Genomic DNA, 20,759 nt, shown 5'->3' with positions numbered 1-20,759 from the left:
TTTTCGATTTTATCGAGAAATTATGCTTATATATATGTAGCATTAAACTAAATCAGCAAAATCCAAAATTTCCAAATCATTATCTAAGTTATAATATTTTACCCCTTTAAATGTATCTCCATAAGGGATTTCATCAACAAACTGATAAGAATATTTTTTCGATACATCACCTTTAATCTGATAATTCGTCGAGTGGTATTTTCTCCCGAATTTTCCGAATGAAAGAAAAATAACTTCTTTAGCACCAGCGGCGAAAAGCAAATGTTTTGCTGATTCAGCCGAGTATCCGTTAGTAATATAATCATCAATAATACATATCACCTTACCCTTAATTTTATCAACTAAAGCTGGATTTACGATTAAAGTATCGAAATCTTTATCGCTTTTATTAATCAAGCGCAAAGTACTACTGCTATTATGTTTTGATCTCATAGGCATTTGTCTAATCAATATTTCTGGTCCTCTTCTTGGTTTACCGTCAATAAGAACCCTAAGCGCTTCCTTTAAGAAAGAAACAGATGTAACTGTATTATCAGGTTTAGAAGAAGGGAAAGTCCCCCAATAGTCAATCTTATCAAAATAAGGGTTTGTTGTCACTTCGTTTATTAAATGGAATAATAGAAGAAGTAAAATTCTTTGATCTCTTATGGATTTATCACCTTTTAAATTTGTTTCAAAAATTTGTTTAACTCTAGCTTCTTTTTCAGGTCGATGATGGGTATTTGCATTATTTAAACTTATAACACTGAAGTTATCCTCAAAACACATATGAAAGTAATTTGCTTTATGAATTTCAAAAGCTTTTAAGCAATCAACAACATCTTGAAATTCAATGATTGGCAAACCATATTGTTTTACTTTATCAGAAATGACAACTCTACCACTATTCAGTCTCTCAGGGTTAAATAATGGTATTTTGCAGTTAAAAGCAAAAATAGCATCTTCTTGGACAATACCTATCATACCAAAAAGTGCACCTTTCTTTTTTAAAACCTTGATTTTATCTTTCGTTTCTGAGCTTCGATCAAGTAGTTTTATTTTATCTTTATACTCTTTAGGTATTTTATTTTGTAATATGTTAATTGTTGATTTTCTAGCAACAATTCTTAAATATATATCTTTCTCATAAAACAAGTCGGCAAATTTCAAATTTTCCTCAATCAATTCATTATCTTCAGTAAAAAATACTAATTTCGATATAAAAATCATTTTGTTTTTTTTAGTCATTTAGCATTTCGCCTCCAAAACCCCTGATTTTATTATTAATTAATTCATCTTCTTGATCAACAAATAGAATCTTTTTACTAGCCTCACTTGCGTTTCTAATTGTATTCATAGTCCCACTTTTTAAATTCGTTTCTGTAACTACTACTATATCGCTTATATTTGCTAAATATTGATTTCTATCTAAAAAACTAGATTTATAAGTATTTTCTTTTGGACCAATGGATGTTACCAACAAACCTCCATCTAATATTTTTTTTGCTAATTCTTGGTTTTCCTTAGGGTAAATTTTGTTGAAATTTGTAGGTAATACGGCAATTGTTTTGCCTTTATGGACAATTGCTGTCTCGTGAGAAATTGTATCAATACCTTTTGCTAATCCACTAACAATAACATAATTATCCTCAACAAATTTTCTGGTTAACTTCTTAGTAATTGCAATAGCTTTTGGGGAAGGATGCCGAGTACCTACGATTGCCACTCTTTTCTGGTTAACTTCTAAAAGTGAAATATCTCCTTTTGAATACATAAAAAGTGGCATTATTTTTTCTGGTATTAGCTCTGTCATCTCATTCACATCATACTTAAAATACATTTTACTTTTACTGTCCCTTAAGAAATCATCTTCTTTAAATAAGTCGATTTTAAAATCCCTGTATTTATAGTAATTTTCTGCCAACTTTCTGTCTTTATCAGTAAATTTTTTTTCCAATTCAGCATATATTTTGTATCCCCTATTAAAAATAATGTTTATAGGATCTATTCCTAAAAGAAAAATATCTTGTAAAAGGGTATTATTAAAGCCGAACTGCTTTAAGAAAAACAATTCACTTCTTATATTTTCTACCATTGTGTAACTCCTTCTTTATAATCAACTATATATATTTAAAACAGGTAACGTAAGATATTTATATAAATAAATCATTATATAAATGAAACTCTTTCCCCTTGCACTTCATTCGGAGTACCGATAACTTCAGCTTAAATATCTCAACTCTTGAAAAACTATCTCATAAATTATACTTTTTAAGTTTATTTTAACACATACTTATAGCAAGGATTCACACGATAATCTCAATACCCTATTAATTATAAGATATACAAAAACGCTAAAACAGCTTGCCATGTAATTGTCATTACAAAGTAAAACTTTAATCAGTGCAGACTGTATCTTTATTCTAATTGATTTTGCTATTAATTATCCGACTATTCTTTAGTCAAGTAACGAATTTCATTAAAATTTAAATATATAAATAATTATATATTTAAATTTTAATACTATTCACAAAAAGGTCCTAGTCCCCTAGAACCTTTTTTATTAGGAAATTCACTTATTTTTCTTCATCATAAAATATTTAGGGTCGCCTTTTAGTTTGTAATACTTCATGTTAAGACGAATAGCTACTATGGAGATTACTAAAAAACCTATTACATATAACATGTCTCTCTTTCCCCATTTCTTATTGTTTAGCGAACTTATTATGTAAATACTTCACATGTTTCTTTTCAACATCCTTATCCATAATGTTCGCTCGTAATATTGTTTGGTAGATGTGCTGGACCTCATCATTTGTTAGTTGCGCTTCAGTATATGATTCAATACATTTTTGTAGATCGTTATAATACAGGACATGTTTATCTTTAGATTGAACATTTACTCTTTTTAGACTGCATTTTGGATGGAACGCTGCAATAGAGATGGACGGCAGCTGTTGTTCCATTACCCATTCAATAGCTTTTATATGTTTATAATTTTGTCGAAATGGATTTTGAAAAGAAGATTTCTTTCTAAAAATACCCTGTGTCCACCTTGCAGCTTTCTCATTTCCATAGATCCATCCTTCGTAGTTTTTCGTCTCTATAACAAATACACCGGTTTCCGCGATAACAATATGGTCAATTTGCGTTGTATCACCATACTCAGTATGAATCGTAACATCATGTAACACGCAATACTTTTCTGAATCCAATTTGCTCAATGTACGCTTCACTAATTTTTCTCCGACTTTCCCTTTCCATTTTGGCACATGTTTTTTCACAACAAAATTTAATGGAATTAGAATTGCAATGAGAATTAACTCGAATATCAATACTTTCATTATAAAATCCTCCTTTTCATACTCTTACGTTTCTGCGCATTAGACGATAGATATATGTTTCTAATCCTAAAATAAAATATGAGATACATAAGCCTTTTATCACCATCTCTACAAATCCTAAGGCTAATGAAAGAAGGAGCCCGCCCCTAAACGGAAACGGTCTTGTCACTCTTCGATTTACTGGCTTTTCAATAACTCCAAAATTTGCCCAGGTAGGCAAACGCTTTTCCACATTCTTTACAGTGCCCGTTAATCCGTATTTAAGCGATAAAATGAAACATCCAATTAATAAATAAACGATAGATGAAAAATAGATAGATAGACTTATAACAATGATTGTAAGCAACCAACCTATTAAAATAGAATTCCGCAAAGCAATATATTCCCGATTTCTTTTCAAAACAAACATTCCTTTCAAAATAAATTAGGGTGTTTTTAAATGGAAAATATTTACATTTAAAAATAAGCATGATATGATACGTCTATATTAAATTTTGAAATAGCCTATAAAGGATTGTGATAGATATGTTAAAACTTGTAGTAGATAATACCGTAACAGAACCGGAACCAAAAACAGATTCAGCTTTTTCAAACTTTTTCACCTGCAAAGACTGCGTATATTATCTTTCAAAATCAGATTCTTGTAGTCTACAATTAGCAGCTGATTCAAATAATCCCCATATCCCTTATGAATGTGGGAACTTTGAAGAAACCTATGAAATTGGAACGGAAGATCCATTGAATTCACATATACATCAACGACTTCGTGAAGAAAAAGCGCAAATCTTAACTGAAAATTATCCAGCACAACCTTCTATTGATCCGATTCATAAAGATGCAATGTGGTATGGAACAATAGATTTTGGTTGTTGGATTGTAAATGACTCAAAAAAACGCTTTACTCTTGCAGAACAAGTTCCTTTTAATAATAACTGCCCAGAAAAATATGCTTCTCCTTTCCCTTTACATGATCACGGAGCAAAAGAAGGCATCAGACACTATATGTGCTGGTATGTGAACGAAAAGGGCATAGGCGAATACCATCTACTTATTGGCGGTGTCATCATGAAAATTGCAGAAGGAGTTAGGAAACTTGGATTCAATGACTAATCACATCTATAAGAAAAGAATGTTAGAACATACAATAGTATTTACCCTGGTACACCTCGTACCAATTCTTATTTCAACCAGCATCATATATTTAGCCATAGAACTTTCTAATTCGGAGTGGCATATTTTGCTTAGTTATGAAGGGATATTTACAATTCTGTTCCTTATAACGAGGTTCCTAGTCTTTCAAACAAAGACAAGTATTCTTTCTATGAAACAATACGAGAAATGGTTTTCCGAGTTAAATATTATTTTAGTTTCCATTTTCCTTGTCAGTTTTGCAGGCATACCAGCTCTACTACAAGTTGTGTTCATTCTACAAATGGCACTCACTTTCTATCTGTTAGAGCGTAGTTGTCTGTATATCGAAAGATTGACAATACATAATCTCTATACAATACAAGAAATCATTTGCGACAAAAAACAACTAAAAATTGATCGAATTATTCCCTATAATGAGGAACACGGAACTCTTACCATTCAAACTAAAGATGAACAATATTTTTTATATAGAGCAGTGTATCTAAGTGGCATATTATCTCCTATAACTAAGGAAACATTTGCGGAATATGAAAGAAGTAACCTAATGGGTAGATAAAAGGTACTGAATTTAGATTCAGTACCTTTTCTATCTTTATATATGGTTCTTTACATATTAGCAAATAGCCATGGAGCGAGTACGGCTAACATACACAGCAAACAAGATCCTGTTATGACACGGTTAGACCAACGATAATACTCAGGCTGTTTCGTACTTTCATGAATCTTTCTTAAACGAATACCTGCAATTAACATAAATGGTGTGAAAATAAGTGCTGTTGCTTTAAACAGGTCTAAAAAATCCGTAAAGATGTTCATAAACGAAAATACATCGGAACTAAATAAGAAGTACACACTTAGTCTCATGGACATCATGCTAATAAATGAGAAAATCATACTCCCAGTCGCCCACTTCATCCATTGACCATTCTTTGTAATTAATGCCATAACCATGACAATAACGCCTAATACGAATGAAATAGAAAAGATATTTACTCCTACTTTAAAAGCCGGTGCATACATACCTTCAATCTTTTGTATGATTGATGAGCCAAATGAATCATCTTTCTCTGTTGCTTTTGCTCGATTGTTTAATCCCTTTTGAAAGGACGACGAAAGTTCGCTCCCTTTTCCTTCATTAAAACTTGGTTTTACAGAAGCTTGAGCCGCTTGTAAGGGTATAAGTAGTAAAATCATTAAAATAAGCGTACATAGGACTCCAATCATCCCTTTTTCTTGTTTCATCACACATCACCCGCTAATTTCGGTTTAACGCTTTTTAATTTGATTTGATTTCCTTCCGCAACATAATAAAGATCTGCTGCATAATAGATATTTGCTTTCGTATATGCTCCCATAATAGCATTCGCAATTTCTTCCTTCTCTACTGCAATGTATGTTTCATTTTCATTGTAAAATTCAATTTCAATTCGATTAATATTATTATTTAGTACTGTGATATGTAACTCTTTTAGGCTATCTAGACGATTTCCTAATCCACATACTAATTTAAATACTTTATTTGCAATTGTTGGTGGTTTAACATAAGTCGTATTAAAATGAAGAGTTTCATCATCTATCACACCATCTTCTTCAACTTCACACGTCATAATAAAAGAATGATTTTGCTTTTCGATTTCTTGTTGACTCAACTTACGATCAATGACATACTTCACGCTTGTTGACAAGTTTTCTATATATTCATCCAGTTCGGTATTTGAAATTTTAACCTCTGAGAATTCCGGAAAAATCATGTAAGCATGTACATTTGAGCTACTTTTACTTACACGTAATACCTGAACTTGTTTCTTTTCATAGCGCACCGTTTGTTCTAATTTTTCTACTACATTGTTACTTAGGGAATTAATAATCATTTACATTCACCTTTCAAAATTGTTATTTTTTAAATCATAAATATTTTTACTTCATATAATCCTCATGTTTGGATTTAATCTATTTTAAGCATTGTTATATTGCGGAGAGTTCTCAGTTCTCCTGTTTTAAGATTATAATCACTTAATCTTAAACATTTTAATATTACAATGACGTACAATGTCTCATTATAGTCGAATATTCTTATATGGTGAATCATTCTGTCCCACTCATTTGTACAAAAATAAAAAAATGTTTTATCCTTGTACAAATGAGTGGAAAAATGCTGCATTCATACTATCTATCTATAAAAATACAACTAGGAAATTAATTTATATATTCCCTAGTTGTCTATCGCTCCATTCAACTAATGTATAAGAATACGGTGAATCAATTTGTAATTCTAAATACAACGGTCGATTTTCTGGTAAGATTTCTCCCTCTGTATGAATCCAATAACGCTTGTTATTAGACATATTAAGTACACGTGTCAGTCCTTGTTCTCGCCCTATTACTTTTGCGATCCATTTTACAAAATCCATATCATCTACCCCTGAAATTCCTTGTTGAAAAGTGACGATATGCTCTGTTTCTTGTGGGATCGGCAACTGTTCTAGTTCCAGAAATGTCTCCTCATATTCTAGTAATTCCTCTGGTATATCCTCATCGCTAGGAAAAGGGATATTATATACTGCTTCAGAAGCAGGAGTATGGTGAAAATCTTCAACATACTCCACTTCCTTTGCAACGTCCTTGTTCTGTTCTAACGTTTTTTCTTCTTCACCTACATTCATTTGAATCGATGCAGCAACTAAATCATATATATTTGCTACATCCTTTTCTAAGGTAATTTCTCTCGTTGGAACAGTAACACGTTCTTGTTCCCTGCCAATAGGCCTATTTTCTCTTGGACACCAATAAACAGGTCGTTCCACCGGTTCTGGTCCTTTTTCTTTACTTTTCTCTTCTATCAACATATTTCTTTTTGTTTTGTAAACTACAAAACATATATAGCAAATTAATGCGATAAGAAGCATCTTAAACATGATTTTCCCCTCTCATTTAACCAAATAAATCAAACTCAAATTGTCCTTCAATTACTTTATTTTTTTGTTTCCCTTTCCCTTTCTTTTGAGAAGTATCTACTTCCACAATCAATTCATCCCACAGTGTAATGTCTTGTTTTTGTACAAGCATACGCTTATCTGTATTCAGTGTTGTTAAAGTTCGAATCACATCTTCTATTTCTCCATCTATTTCAAGTACATTCTGCTTCATTCGAACACCAGGTACTTGCTCTTTTTTAATACATTCAACAGCTTTTTGTACAAATTTAGCCTCTTTCATAAATGCTACGTTCATTGTTTTTGGCAATTTTTCCACCCAATTCATAAATTGAATTTCAATTGGTTCAAATACAGTCTTTATTACATTGCCAAAGTTTTCAAGGACGCGTTTAGATTCATCAGATGCTGCTTTTGTCCATTCCTCTGTTGAACCTTTTAATTGATTCCCTCTCTTAATGTTTTGAATTAATAGAGTCTGTAGATCACCAGTATCACCAAGCATTGCATTCAGTCCGTCGCTTGTTGCATCACCGTTCATTGCTTCAGCAGCTTTGTTCTTTTGGGCAATTAATTGCGCCAGTTGTTCTTGGAACGTTTCTCGGTAACCAAGATAGAAAGTTCTGCACTGCTTTGTTTGACCAATACGCCAATGTCTTCTTGCAGCCTGATTTAACGTAAATAAGCTAAATGATAATTGATAATATCGATAGGTAAGGCTTTGAGGTAATCTCCACCTTTTCCCCCGATCCACACCGTACTTGCGCCTTTCAACACATACGGCGCTCCCTCGTATCTAATAAAATATCTGTTTCCCTCACAACAATTTAATTTGGATAGTTTGCTTTTCCTAACATCTTAGGTGATTAGGTTTTAAATTTTGTCATTTCCTGCTTTTTTCCTCAATTTATTAAGCTTGTCCAGTTGCTCGTCATTTAATTTCAGAGCCTTTAGATATTTCTTAATAACTTCAAGGTTGGTTGCATGAATTAGTGCGTGGACTTCGTAACTTACAATTACAAGGTTTTTATACGAGTCATCCTTCGTTTTATGGTAAGGGTTGACGTGATGACATTGCATGGTTTCAAGGTCTAATTCGATTCCAGTAATAGCGCATTTTCCACCCTGAGCTATGAATTTGGATATTCTATTATCTGCAAATTCAATGGATACCCTATTGTTTACTACAGGATTTTCTCGCAGCCACTTCAATTTCCATTCAGGAATGATTGACTGATTTTTGTGAATTCCTAATCTACCTTCTTTTGTATACTTGTTGATCGAAACTTTGGCATTCATTGGACTTTTGTGTTGAACATAAGAAATGGGCAAGATGGGATATTTGCGGTAGTATCTCACACCGGATGATTCCATATATGCGAGAATGCCTTTATGCTTCCCTTCATATTTCCCTATCTTACTAAGTCCATTTAACCTGTTATATAAGGTTATTAGGATGTGACCCCCTAGTGTGCCGAAATCTCTTGATACATGAGAAGCTAAACGGTAGTAGTTGTGAATACCGTTTACCATGCTGTTGTATTTGTTCATTTCTGCTAGGGCTTTGTATCCTCTATTTGCCTTTTGAATTTTCTTAATTTGGTCGCGTAATTGGTTATGAATTCGTTTTATGGCTTTTGGTGAGACATTGGAGCGTATGACGAATTTTGTTTCGCCTGATGCTCTTTTTCCCTTTTGCGCCATTCGGAATGTGAAACCTAAGAATTCACTGGGTTCTCTTTTGAGGTTAGTTATTCTTGATTTCTCACTGGAAATGGTTAGTTTCAACCTTTCTTCCAACCATAATTTAGCTGCATGATATGTTTTGACCGCTTCCTTTCTGGTTTGACAGAAAATCTTAAAGTCGTCTGCATATCTTACAAGGTAAATTTCTTTAAGGTTGGTCGATTTCCTTAGCTTCACATTTTCATTTTTACGATTTCTTCTACCATCTTTGCGATATTGCGGTGTAATTTCTTTTAGATTTCTTTCCTCCCATTGGTTGGCAATCCACCAATCAAATTCATTTAGATTGATGTTTGCTAGTAGGGGTGAAAGAACCCCACCTTGCGGAGTACCTTTTGTTGGGTAAGTGATCTTACCATCGGGCATGACGATTGGTGCTTTTAACATCCGTCTGATTATGACCAATAGTTGTTTATCTTGTATTCCTAGTGACCATATTTGACGCATTAGCTTTGTATGGCTCACGTTATCGAAAAATCCTTCTATATCAATATCAACGACATATTGCATGTTGCTACTATTGACTCGATGTGAAACATCGGCAAAGGCTTGTTCGGTTGAACGGAATGGTCGGAAACCGTAGCTGTGTCTATTGAATTTAGCTTCACAAATTGGCTCCATTACCTGCAAGATACACTGTTGAGCGATTCTATCCCATATTGACGGTATGCCAAGAGGTCTTGTTTTACCGTTACTTTTAGGAATATCTACTCTTCTTACCTTTCTTGGTTTGTAGAAATTAAACCGTTTTTTAACCATTATAAGAAACTCATTAGTCTCGATTTTCTCTATATCCTTGATAGTGATTCCATCAGTTCCAGGTGTCGGGCTACCAGTGTTTCTTTTGATATTCCGATAGGCGAGTATGATGTTATTGTCAGATGTTATGAGTTTCATTAAATTCTTGAAGCTCTTACCATCCTTGCTATCTTGGTATAGTGCATCAAATTCGCTTTGCATATCGTAATACTCTGCGTGGCGAAGATTAGCATTTTTTCTTGCTTTGTTCTCCAAATTGAATCTCATGGTTTATCACACTCCTTTCTGGATCTGTGACCTTTTAAGTCTTACGAGAATCCATGAAGTGTGAGGTTTCAATTCTATTAGGTACGACTTGTGGCTGTTCCTCCATCCTCATTACAAGGACTTCAACGGTCGTGCCACTACTTTCACTATGATTAAACAAGGTTATGAATTCCCTTGTACTGCTTCAACGGGTGTGTTCCCTCCACATCCATAGCTTCCAACGTTCCTTTATTCCTATCAGACCTAGACTTAGGCGCTTGCTTTAACCCCGTATCCTTGATGTAGCCTATAACTACATATGGTTTTTCCTAATCTTCAATCGTACTAAACCACAGATACCACGCTTTTGTTGCGTGCCATACAGTTTCTATATGGTCACTTCAGGAGCCGTACATTCGCAAGTTCGTCAGTGTTTCCACACATTCTCGCCATATCTAGTTTTTTATGACCCCCGGCATATCATCTACGGACACTGCCTCCAGCGCCTTTTCGCATTTCATTTATAAAAATGAATTTACGGCAAACTTCTGCCGACCTTAACGAGCCTCGTACAAAGAAATAAACACATCTTTCAATGCACGTCGTAGCTTTAGGGGAAGCGTTTCGGGGCGTTACTCCGTCATTCCACTTCTCGGAATAAAAGTTCTCCTATCTTTCTGTGTTGCTATTCACATAGAAACTTCTGATTGATAGTGCATCATCTTTTCAATGATGAACGTTTCGCACGAAAATCAATGTTGGCGTTGCCAGCAGTCGGGTAGGTCAAAGATGTTACCATCTCTTTCCCCCCTAAGAACCGGACTTGTACCTTTCAGCACATCCGGCTCAAGCCCTCTTTCATCCGAAGACAATTAGTATGCAAACTTCTTAAATGCATCCATCATATATTTGACCGCTTGTTTACTGTTTACATCCACATTATTTCTTTTAAGGTAAGACTGAACTTTTGGTAATTGCTTACCGTTACCATATCTCTCTAATAATGCATGATGTGTTTTATGACAAGACTTATGAAGTAACTCAAGGTTCTCATAAGTGTCACGACCACCTATAATTTTCGGTATTATATGATTTGCTTCTAATGGTTCGTCTCCAACAAGCGATTCATGGCAGACCCTACATTTGTATTTAGACTTTTTAGCAAGTTTTTGTTTCGCTAAAGTGTTCTCCTTATCGAACTCTTTTTTATCTCGTCGCTCGAAATACTCTTTTAGTGAAGCGTCAAATGGACTGTTATATTGTTTGATTTTAATATGTCTTTCGATTTTTACCCAACTCATTTTCATGAGTTGTTTTGTATTATCATGTGGACACGTAAGAATCCATTTGTCCTTGCTCACACCAGTATGGTCGGGTTTGAAATATATCTTTCTAATCCATTTAATTGATTTACGATGATGTCTATGTTTCAAGTAAATTAGCGTTCTTTTCAGAATATAACTATCTATATCTCTGAAGATCTTCTTGGCAACCGTAGGAGACCAATAGTTCGTTATTCCTCTAACGACACGATTTAATCTATCAATTAGGACCGACGTTTCTCTACCTTTACCCCATTCGAATATTTCTTTAATCTTTTGTTTAGCTCGTTTGACACTATCTTTGGAAGGCTTAATGAACAAGCGCATTCCGTCTTTTGTTGGATATTGTCTGAAATTAAATCCTAAGAAGTCAAACCCTTTACTAATGTGTACTACTCTTGTTTTGTCTTTCGCAAGATTTAATCCACGTTTGTTCAGGTATGGTTCTAACTTATCGTACATGCCATATGCTTCTTCTTCTGTAGGACAGACAATTACAAAGTCATCAGCGTATCTAACAACACCGACTGAATTTGAGTACAATGTATCTCCTTGTCGTGTTGTATGGATGTATCTAACACCGATTTCTTTCTCCATTCCATGTAGTGCCACGTTTGCTAACAATGGTGAGATAATTCCACCTTGTGGCGTTCCTTTTGTTGTCTCATTGAATACATCATTGTCTACATATCCACTTTCGAGCCAGTCTCGAATTATTGATTTATTAGGGAAGTTATTAATACAACCCATAATGTAATCATGATTCAAATTGTCAAAGCAACCTTCAAAATCCCCCTCAAAAATCCATCCCTTAGCACTACCTTTGCTTAATTTAGTGAATAAATCACTCATTGCATCATGCGTACTGCGTTTAGGTCTGAATCCATAAGAGGTCATTTCAAATTTTGCTTCCCATTGTGGCTCTAATGCGTTTTTGAATACATTTTGATATACTCTGTCAACTATAACTGGAATACCTAGTGGACGAAGTTTACCGTTCTTCTTAGGAATATAGGTTCTTCTAGCTGGTTTAACCTTGATATTTCTAACACTATATCTGCTTAATTTGTTGAATAAATCAACTCTTTCTTGAGGCGTGTTAGAGATATAACTGTCTATACCTGCTGTCTTTTTACCTTTATTCTCTTGAGTGACTCGTCTAATACTTAGAAGTAGATTAGCCTTGCTTCTTAAAAGTAATCTTTGAAGTTTTCTTACTTTCCTTGTTTGGTTTAACTGTTCGGCACGATAGATTCGTTGTTGAAGTTTCCTAACATAGCGTTGAATTTTCACCCAATTAATTGAGTGCCAATTCTCCACTAGTGGGGAAACAGCCGACTTAACACTCTCGTTAGTTTTCATAACATATCTCCCTCTCTATAGGATTATTCTTTTCGCTTTCTTTCGTGTTGAAGACCATGTGGAAGTCAGCAACCTTTCAGTTCGGGTATTGCCCTATCCAACGACTTATACAAATGAGCTTTCGTCTGAACTTTCGTTCTGTTGGCATTCGCTTTTTCCACAATCCTTTACCCTCTGTATGTTGTAAGTCTCTTACGATTCTCCTACCTCGAATGAGAGGAATACATAGGGCTTACCAAGTTTCACTAACGATAGATACGATTGGGTTAGGCATCCTTCTTTCCTCCGGCGGATCTATGGGTCGTCGCACAGTCCCTCGACCGTAGAACTTTTCCTATCCGCTTCTACAGACTTTTTCTACCACAGTACGTCTGCTGTCGGTGACGGAGTCTACAAAGGTTCAGCTTCGCTTATACCTTCTCAATCTTTCCCTAGCTCTGTTGAGCTTCTGTGTAAAGTCCTCCATTAAGCATTTAACCCTCATGCAACCCAACAATTCGATTACTCGAAAAGCAGTTTTGGGCGGGAACATCTCTAACGACTAAGATGACTTCTTATGAAGCACTATCTGTTAGCAACTTCTTGTCGCACAGTCCAATCCTACCTTTACCAATTCTTGTGAACAGATGATAACATTCACACCACTATTTACTTGTTCTTTTAACCATTCGCTACGTTTTGGCGGAGTAACTGTATTGGTACGTAAAATTGCTACTTTCGCACCAGGTACTTGCTCTGCAACTTTCTGTAAACGAGGCTGAATGTCTCGTTCCTTCACTGTAGATCCTGTATCTGATACATAAATGATAGTAGGTCGGCTCTCAGAAATTTCAGTACACAATATCTCTTGCAACTTCTTTTCTTTAGGCTGTATACAATCCTCATCGAATCTAAATTCTCCATTGGACCAAACAACATCTTTTTCATTACCATCTAAGTAATAGTCAGGATAATGATTCATGTTATCTGGGTATGCATTGCCTGTACGGATGTAAGAAAGCCATAATTTGCCGACATCAGGTGTACCTTTCGCTGCTTCAATTGCTTTTTCAAACGACTCTTTCATATGCTCATATGCTTGTTTTTGCTCATCTGACATATCAACAAGAATCGTAGGTACATTGATTAATTCGACTGGATTTGGCCATACATCTTTTAAGCGTATATTTATTGTTGTATCCATTAAAAATTGAGTAAACACATAAGGTGAAATACCAGGAACAACTTTTGTCTTATCCAGCATTCCTTGCGCACCACGTGAAGCTACATTAGATACAACTTCACCATCATGGTAGTACGTTCTCTCAATATTTCCGTAGGTTTCATTCCAATCCATTAAAGAGCTATATTCAAACCCACTTTTAACCATCTTGGAAGGATATAAACGCCATAACGTATAAAATACATCGCTTGCCTTCCCTCCAAATAGAGTTCCTGTTCCACCTACGAATTTCTTACAAACTTTAACTAAACTCCCTAGAGCAGTTCCTTGTGCAGTTTCGCTTTTCAGTTCATGTATTTCGTCAGCGATAAGAGCATCGAAGAAATGCTTCATTTTCCTACGAATATACTCAACTGTAGCTACTTTTCTATATGCTCTTCCTGAGTGTTTTGCACTATAAGGTTTGTTGCGATTTTCTAACTCTAGTTGTTTTTGTAAAGTTTTATTTCCCTCTTTAATTGCCTGTACTAATTTATTCTCATATTTTGTCCACTCTTTAAAACTTGCATATTTTGTTTTTACCTTCGGGCTCCAAATATTTGAATTACAATCGGCACATACACTATTTTTATTGGTTTTAGAATCTAAGTCACTTCCTGTAAATTCTTTATACTGACAGACTTCCTTTTGTTCGCCATTAGCTTGTTGAACCATAATAGAAGACACTTTTTTACGTAACCTAGCACCACAATCTGGACAGTAGTATCCATTCTTATAATATCTTTGCACCTCTTCCTCCGATTTCTTGGAAAGTGCAATTTTCTTATAGCGTAATGGCATGTGTTTAATAGAATCCCCTCGCATCGTAGTAAAACTAATGACAAAGTAGGTTGGTTTTTCTGGTTTTGGTCTTCCAGATTGAATCCATGATTGATGAATGCCAATTAAATCCTCTGTACGTTTAATCAGATGTACTTCTGCTTCTGGTATTAAGTGTCGTATTTCTTCTTTTGCCCACTTCTCAGTAAGAGTAGGTGGAACAAATACGCAGGTACGATACCCTTTTTTCCCGGTTAAATGGAAATATCCATCTACTGTCGCTGTCATAATTGCACTTTTGCCGGACGACATTTCCCCCTGTATAATGATTCCTTTTTGTACTTGTAATGCTTTTGCTGCACCTGTTGCTACATGTGCCTGTACAGGGAATAATGGTCTTTTGTATGTATCAAAATGAGATAATGCCTGATCTTTCATTGGTTGATGCAATGGCTCATCTAATTTTGTTACCTTATCAAGCATGACAGGTGAATATTCCAATAGATATTCATTTAAATCTTGTATTTTATTAATTTTTTCACCTGTACCCTCTTGTGGAAATTGACATTTTCCAGAGCGAATCATTTCTGATAAAAACTCTTTACAATCCTTTTCTTTTAGTACGACTTGTGCAATAGATAGAGAAGAAAATTCATTCTTATCAAAATATACCTTTAATGGCTGTAATAGATTTCTTGTTAGCATCTCCTCATAAATTGGCTTCGCCCATTCTTCTAAAATTGGCAAGCCGTACGGAGGAGCCATTAAGAAGTCTCTCACTTGCATTTCTGGTGCTTCGTCAATTGCAACAATGTATTTCGTCTCTAATTGTTTAGAAAACGCAATAATTGCTTTCTTTTTATTGATAGTTTGCGTATTAATAAATTCAAATTGTCCTTTTGAGATCACATTCACTTTTTTATCTAATGTGTAATGTGATTCTTCCCTTTTTCCTTCTCCAAAATACAAACGGCTAGTTCCCATCGATATGGCAGCCCTAAATGACTTTAATGTACTATCATTCGCCCCTAGTACTGCAAATTGTATTTCACGATGATGATTTATTGCCATAGCAAAGCAGAAGGCTGAATGGGAAGCAGTTCCCGTCTCCAATTGCAACATCGCTGGTGTTTGTCCCTGATCAAATGTATCTTGTTGAATCATTTCTTGTAACATAAGTTTCCCTCCTAAAATAAAAAACGCATCTTATTCGATACGTTTCATGTCCTACTCATTCAATTTATTGGCTGAAAATCTATAAACTGTTTCCACTCTGGTAATGACTGTTCAGCCGCATGTAACATATCACCTGCACCTAATTGAGAAGCACATAAACAAATGACTGTAAGTACAATAGCAATACGAAACATACGATTACTAAATTCCCATACGATAAATAATGCTCCTATTCCTAATAGTACATACATAGCCTTCTTCCTTTCCTAGACAAGTTCTTTGACTTCACCTTTTGGCGTTGCAATGATAAATTTAGCGCGACGTTTTTGTAAAACAACTTCTTTTGTTGTTTTTTCTAATTGCTCAAATGAATGTTCATAATACACATTTTCAGATCCACGAACTGCATGGAGTGTATCACCTTCACCAAGCAAACCATCTGCCACACCTGTTATCAGCAATAGTCCTAATTGTCCAGAAGCAATTGGCATCTTTGCTCTCTCTGCAGCTGTTTTCTCGCCTTGTAGTGAGTAACCATTCCCTCTATTTAAACGCTTTTTGAGCGACGAGATACCTTCCGATTTCCCTACTCCTTCATAAGCACTTTTATAATCCACTCTTGATGTAAAAATGATTTTTTTCTGATGATGCAATTCAGGTATAATCCAACTTTTACGATTCACCATTTCTGCTAATGTATTCACATTTTTTTTGACGAAAATAAGGTCTGACATATTTTCACAAAAATTAGCGAACCGATCGTTAAAGTATGTATCATTTTTCATAGCTTCACGCTTACGACCGATGAAGACACACTGTTTAAATGCATCGAACTCCTTATTTTCATCACCAAAACGCATTAAGCCTATTTCCTCATAATTCTTAGCCAAGAAATAACTGATATCGTCTCTAGCAAATCTGTCATATAGAATTACATATACCATAATCCCACCTTCTGCTAAATAATGGTGAGCACGTTTTAGGAAGTTGAACTCCATTTCCTCTGATTTTTCATTATCTATACGAAGCTCCGTATTATAAGGTGGATTTAAAAAGATTAGTGGAAAATAGTCATGACTAATCATCATGCTTTCAAAGCTCGAGCGTACCACTACATCTAATTGCTCTTTTGCTTTGTAATATCGAGTTGCATCTAATTCCACACCATATGTATCAAGTTGTATACCAACTTGTTTCACCTCATCTGCAAAACTTCGTAAAATTGTACCTTCTCCACAACACGGGTCAAAGCAAGCATAAGCTCGCTGTGATTCCATTTGTAATAATTGTACTAAATGTTTCCCTTCTGTTAGTGGTGTTGGATAAAATCCAGCCGCTAAATCATTTCCGATTCTCATTATATTTTCCTCCAAGTTCTTTTTTTATAATAAAAAAAGGAAGATCCAAGTATATACATTACTTAGTTCTTCCTTTTACCCTCTATACACTACCTCGACATAATTAGAATGGTAGTTCTTCATCTGTAATCTCCGGTAGTTCATCCACACCAGCGAATATATCATCCGGTTCTTGAGATGGCCCTCTTGTTTCCTGCTCTTTTGGATCATCTAATACTGTCCAAATGTTATCTTTTTTCATATCTATCCCTCTATCTTCCTTATTTTTCAGTCTCATAAACAACTTCCTCGTAGTCAAAAAAATAATCTTTCAGCTTACGCATAATTTTACGAAACTTCGGTTCAGCTACGACCTTTGTACCCTGGAAAAAACTTTGTTGCCCGACAAAGCGCCATAAGATAACATAGCCTCCTTTTGCTTCCTGTACGCCTTCAATAAATAATGCAATTTCTTGAATGGCTTCCTTTTCATGAATGGCGTTTGGTTTAAAATATTGCATTTTACCATCAGGTAATATGATTTCTGCCTCTAAACAACCTCGCAATTGATTAATTCTCGATCTGGATTCGATTAACATTGCTGATGCAGCATATGACTTCCGGTTTTTTTCCATTCGTTTTTTATGTTCCTCTACTGTTGGTATTAGTCTTAAGTGTCTACAATCGTTTTTCATTTTTTATCTCCTCTACTTTTTAATTTGTTATTTTATAAATCAAAAATAACCCCGCCTGCAAACCTGAAAACAACACAAAAAGGGCTTCTTCAAGTCGATTAAAAATGTGTATAGCAAAATAAGCTATATATACACTAATCGGCTCAAAGAAGCCCTTTCACAATTGAAACAAGACGCAACTTGCTTCTACAACTCAACCACAACACATAAGGTGTGGGAATAAACGGAATCAAATAAACTAACAATATACCTATATATTATATAATATTGTTATACATTTCAAGAAGGTTTTAATTAAAGTTAACGCATTACCAAAAGAATCCTTTTCCCTCAAGATTATGAAGGACGTTAGTCAAATAGTATATGGGTAATGCGTTAAGGCTTAATAAAATACTATCAAGTGTCTTATCAATTTCAATCCAAACACCTACTAAAGGTGTGACTCCCATACAATTCCTTTAGACGTTTAGCACTAGCGATCTCAATTCACGCACCTATATAAGGTGCGACAGTACTTCTTTCAATTTCATAGTATTCTTTAAGATTTCAATCCACACACACCTATATAAGGTGCGACTTTTTGTTTTTTCACCTGTCTCTATATCCGTCACATTTCAATCCACGCACCTATCGCTTTACGCGCATTCCATTGTTCATAAGAGTTTTCTTGTCCTTTTGTTGTAACTGTGATGGCATCACTTTTCATTGATTCATTACCAGATGTATCGACAGCAGATACTACATACTTATATACTGTATTCGCTTGCAAATCTTTGTCCATAAATGAAGTTGTATTAGCAGTACCTATTTCTTTCATGGCCCCTCCAACTTCTCTGTATACAATATAATGGCTCACATCTACATTATCCTCCGATGGACTCCACATTAAATCAATACTACTCGTAGTAGTTCCCATACTGTGTAATCCTTTAGGTTGAGTTGGTGCTTCTGTATCTGGTTTTTCCTCTGTTGTTTTAATAACTAATGCTTCACTTTTCTCAGATATATTTCCTGCAGCATCTACTGCTCTTACTGTATACGTATATTCTGTGTTTGGGTTTAATTTTTTATCAATTACACTTGTACCGACTACAGTATTAATTAGTTCTCCATTACGTAGCACTTGATATTCTTTCACTCCTACATTGTCTGTTGCGGGTTTCCAATTAAGTTCTACACTATTTGAGGTAGTTTTTACTACTTGTAGTCCAGATGGCTGAGCTGGTGCTTCTGTATCTGGTTTTTCATCATTTATTAGATTCACATCGATTACATTATAGAAAGCGTTTACAGTATCAGCTACATCCCAAACAGCTAAAATAACATGGTACCCACTGCGATCAGTTGGTACATTGATTTTATGTGATAAATTATTAGATGCTTTAGAACCATCGTGTTTTACAGTACCAATTGGCTCAAAATCTGCTCTTGTTAAAGGTTTATTTGGATTCCATCCCTTTTTCGTGATGTAATAGTGCCATTGACTTGTTGAATGAGGAGCTGTGTATTTCCAAGTAAAGGTGTTTTCTCCGCCTTTAATCGTATTCTTAAACCATCGATCAGCTGTTTGTTGATCAAGAATCCCACCAAACAGGCCTCCTGCTGAAGCAATTTTCCCGTCTGCTGGTCCACCCTGTGGGAATCCTTTAGGAGCTTCTAAACTTTGTGGTTCATACATTATATTTCCACAATTTGAATTTAGCGCCCCATAATTTTGACTGCATAAAGCTGCACGGCTACCTGGCTTTTCAACAAACCCATGTGCATAGGCATTTTGAGGAATAAGAGTTGTACTCATAATTCCCACTGCTACTGCAGCAGCACTTAATCCTTTTTTATTTGTAGCCATTTTTCTAAACTGCCCTAAAATTTTTTTATTCATACTACTAGTCCCCTCCTATTGAATTTCTTACTATATTAAGAGCATGAATGTAAGTGAAGGCTAAACACGTATAACTAAAATTAACAATTGAATACAAAACCTTATAATTTCATACTCAATTATTCATTTACCTTTATCACATTCAAATAACCCTATAGTTAAATTATCGCATATCAATTTATTAAACTCGCACAAAAATTATGACAGTTATTGGACTTTTTCCTGTAGCTCTCTTTTGTCTTAAAAGTTCTTCTTACTGTAATTTTAGAGCAACAAACATATTTCCTCTTACATTTACCTATAGGAATTTAAGAAATAAATAATTTAAAAGGAAAAATAAAAATATTACACCAATAAATTTCCATTTATTTCTTTTTGTTGGTTTCCCAGCATGTAGTATATAAAAAAACAAGGCAATACATGCCATCGTAAATAAAAAAATTTGATAATAATCCATCATCCGTATTCCCCCTCTATCAAAAAAATAAGAAGCCTCTTTTTGAGAGACTTCTTATTTTTTATACAAACGACATACATAGGTTAAATATACACAATAAGATTAGGATGTTGAACCTTATTGCAGCTTTATTATAGCATATAATCATTTAATTTTGTTTAATAATTCCATATTATACAACTTTATCAACATTTGAGTGTTTATTTACATTATATACAATGCACGATAGAAAACAACAAAATATTTACTTATAGAACCAACGTATATAAAAACCAGCCACCATCTCATTCATAGTTTTGAAAAATTGTCCTCTCCTTCTTTAAGAATACTTTAAACTTCGGATAGATTACCCTATATCGACACCTTATGTATGCAGAATTACATATCA

General features: G+C 34.6%; 16 protein-coding genes and 2 pseudogenes. 2 read left to right on the top strand and 16 right to left on the bottom strand.

The genetic code is table 11. From position 1 onward, the window contains the following. Window positions 1–42 precede the first annotated feature (42 nt). The 4 genes from NLJ82_RS27300 to NLJ82_RS27285 all read right to left on the bottom strand — a co-directional run bounded on the left by NLJ82_RS27300 (window position 43) and on the right by NLJ82_RS27285 (window position 3,723). Window positions 43–1,227, bottom strand: a complete 1,185-nt coding sequence (locus NLJ82_RS27300) for a phosphoribosyltransferase (protein ID WP_000162900.1) — start codon at window positions 1,225–1,227, stop codon at window positions 43–45. Next, window positions 1,220–2,074, bottom strand: coding sequence for a DNA processing protein DprA (locus NLJ82_RS27295; protein ID WP_000230030.1), 855 nt, complete (start codon window positions 2,072–2,074; stop codon window positions 1,220–1,222). The genes NLJ82_RS27300 and NLJ82_RS27295 overlap by 8 nt, the downstream gene beginning before the upstream one ends. A 610-nt stretch (window positions 2,075–2,684) precedes the next feature. After that, window positions 2,685–3,323 carry a nuclease-related domain-containing protein gene (locus NLJ82_RS27290; protein ID WP_000865997.1) on the bottom strand — a complete coding sequence of 213 codons (639 nt, stop codon included), beginning with the start codon at window positions 3,321–3,323 and terminating at the stop codon, window positions 2,685–2,687. A 16-nt stretch (window positions 3,324–3,339) separates the two neighbouring features. Continuing rightward, window positions 3,340–3,723: a hypothetical protein gene (locus tag NLJ82_RS27285; RefSeq protein ID WP_000828164.1), complete on the bottom strand. Its 384-nt coding sequence runs from the start codon at window positions 3,721–3,723 to the stop codon at window positions 3,340–3,342. A gap of 125 nt (window positions 3,724–3,848) precedes the next feature. Between NLJ82_RS27285 and NLJ82_RS27280 the strand changes: the two genes are divergently transcribed. Then, window positions 3,849–4,433, top strand: coding sequence for a hypothetical protein (locus NLJ82_RS27280; RefSeq protein ID WP_000916405.1), 585 nt, complete (start codon window positions 3,849–3,851; stop codon window positions 4,431–4,433). Further along, a complete protein-coding gene (locus NLJ82_RS27275) occupies window positions 4,417–5,031 on the top strand; it encodes a hypothetical protein (RefSeq protein WP_000377936.1) in 615 nt (204 codons plus the stop codon). The genes NLJ82_RS27280 and NLJ82_RS27275 overlap by 17 nt, the downstream gene beginning before the upstream one ends. A gap of 50 nt (window positions 5,032–5,081) precedes the next feature. Here the strand turns inward: NLJ82_RS27275 and NLJ82_RS27270 are convergent, their stop codons facing one another. From NLJ82_RS27270 to NLJ82_RS27215, 12 genes and pseudogenes are all read right to left on the bottom strand, one after another. Continuing rightward, entirely contained in the window at window positions 5,082–5,717 is a 636-nt protein-coding gene (locus NLJ82_RS27270; protein WP_000806908.1) for a hypothetical protein, read from the bottom strand. Continuing rightward, window positions 5,717–6,346, bottom strand: a complete 630-nt coding sequence (locus NLJ82_RS27265; RefSeq protein ID WP_000586356.1) for a hypothetical protein — start codon at window positions 6,344–6,346, stop codon at window positions 5,717–5,719. Before NLJ82_RS27265 ends, NLJ82_RS27270 begins: the two co-directional genes overlap by 1 nt. A 330-nt stretch (window positions 6,347–6,676) precedes the next feature. Then, on the bottom strand, window positions 6,677–7,390 hold the full coding sequence (locus NLJ82_RS27260) for a transposase (RefSeq protein WP_254754771.1): 714 nt from the start codon (window positions 7,388–7,390) through the stop codon (window positions 6,677–6,679). A gap of 16 nt (window positions 7,391–7,406) precedes the next feature. Further along, window positions 7,407–8,123: pseudogene (locus NLJ82_RS27255) on the bottom strand (hypothetical protein); the annotation flags it as partial. A gap of 158 nt (window positions 8,124–8,281) precedes the next feature. After that, complete coding sequence (gene ltrA / locus NLJ82_RS27250) at window positions 8,282–10,180, bottom strand: group II intron reverse transcriptase/maturase (RefSeq protein ID WP_172656215.1); 1,899 nt, start codon at window positions 10,178–10,180, stop codon at window positions 8,282–8,284. 851 nt (window positions 10,181–11,031) lie between these two features. Continuing rightward, the gene (gene ltrA, locus NLJ82_RS27245) at window positions 11,032–12,843 is read right to left on the bottom strand and encodes a group II intron reverse transcriptase/maturase (RefSeq protein ID WP_046648629.1); all 1,812 of its coding nucleotides are present in this window, start codon (window positions 12,841–12,843) and stop codon (window positions 11,032–11,034) included. A gap of 571 nt (window positions 12,844–13,414) precedes the next feature. Further along, window positions 13,415–16,000, bottom strand: coding sequence for a DEAD/DEAH box helicase family protein (locus tag NLJ82_RS27240; protein ID WP_046648627.1), 2,586 nt, complete (start codon window positions 15,998–16,000; stop codon window positions 13,415–13,417). A 59-nt stretch (window positions 16,001–16,059) separates the two neighbouring features. Continuing rightward, window positions 16,060–16,251 (bottom strand): hypothetical protein, encoded by a 192-nt coding sequence (locus tag NLJ82_RS27235; protein WP_046648625.1) that lies wholly within the window; start codon window positions 16,249–16,251, stop codon window positions 16,060–16,062. 15 nt (window positions 16,252–16,266) lie between these two features. Further along, window positions 16,267–17,358, bottom strand: coding sequence for a DUF6094 domain-containing protein (locus tag NLJ82_RS27230; protein ID WP_046648623.1), 1,092 nt, complete (start codon window positions 17,356–17,358; stop codon window positions 16,267–16,269). A gap of 103 nt (window positions 17,359–17,461) precedes the next feature. After that, entirely contained in the window at window positions 17,462–17,635 is a 174-nt protein-coding gene (locus NLJ82_RS27225; RefSeq protein ID WP_154304934.1) for a hypothetical protein, read from the bottom strand. Further along, window positions 17,619–18,032, bottom strand: a complete 414-nt coding sequence (locus NLJ82_RS27220; protein WP_046648621.1) for a DUF6018 family natural product bioysynthesis protein — start codon at window positions 18,030–18,032, stop codon at window positions 17,619–17,621. Before NLJ82_RS27220 ends, NLJ82_RS27225 begins: the two co-directional genes overlap by 17 nt. A 631-nt stretch (window positions 18,033–18,663) precedes the next feature. After that, window positions 18,664–19,914, bottom strand: a pseudogene (locus NLJ82_RS27215) (lytic polysaccharide monooxygenase); the annotation flags it as partial. Window positions 19,915–20,759: the final 845 nt, after the last annotated feature.

This window comes from Bacillus paranthracis (genome assembly GCF_024296885.1).
Taxonomy (GTDB): Bacteria; Bacillota; Bacilli; order Bacillales; family Bacillaceae_G; genus Bacillus_A; species Bacillus_A paranthracis.
Note: the sequence above shows the minus strand (reverse complement) of the source record. Positions and strands in the feature narration are given on the sequence as shown.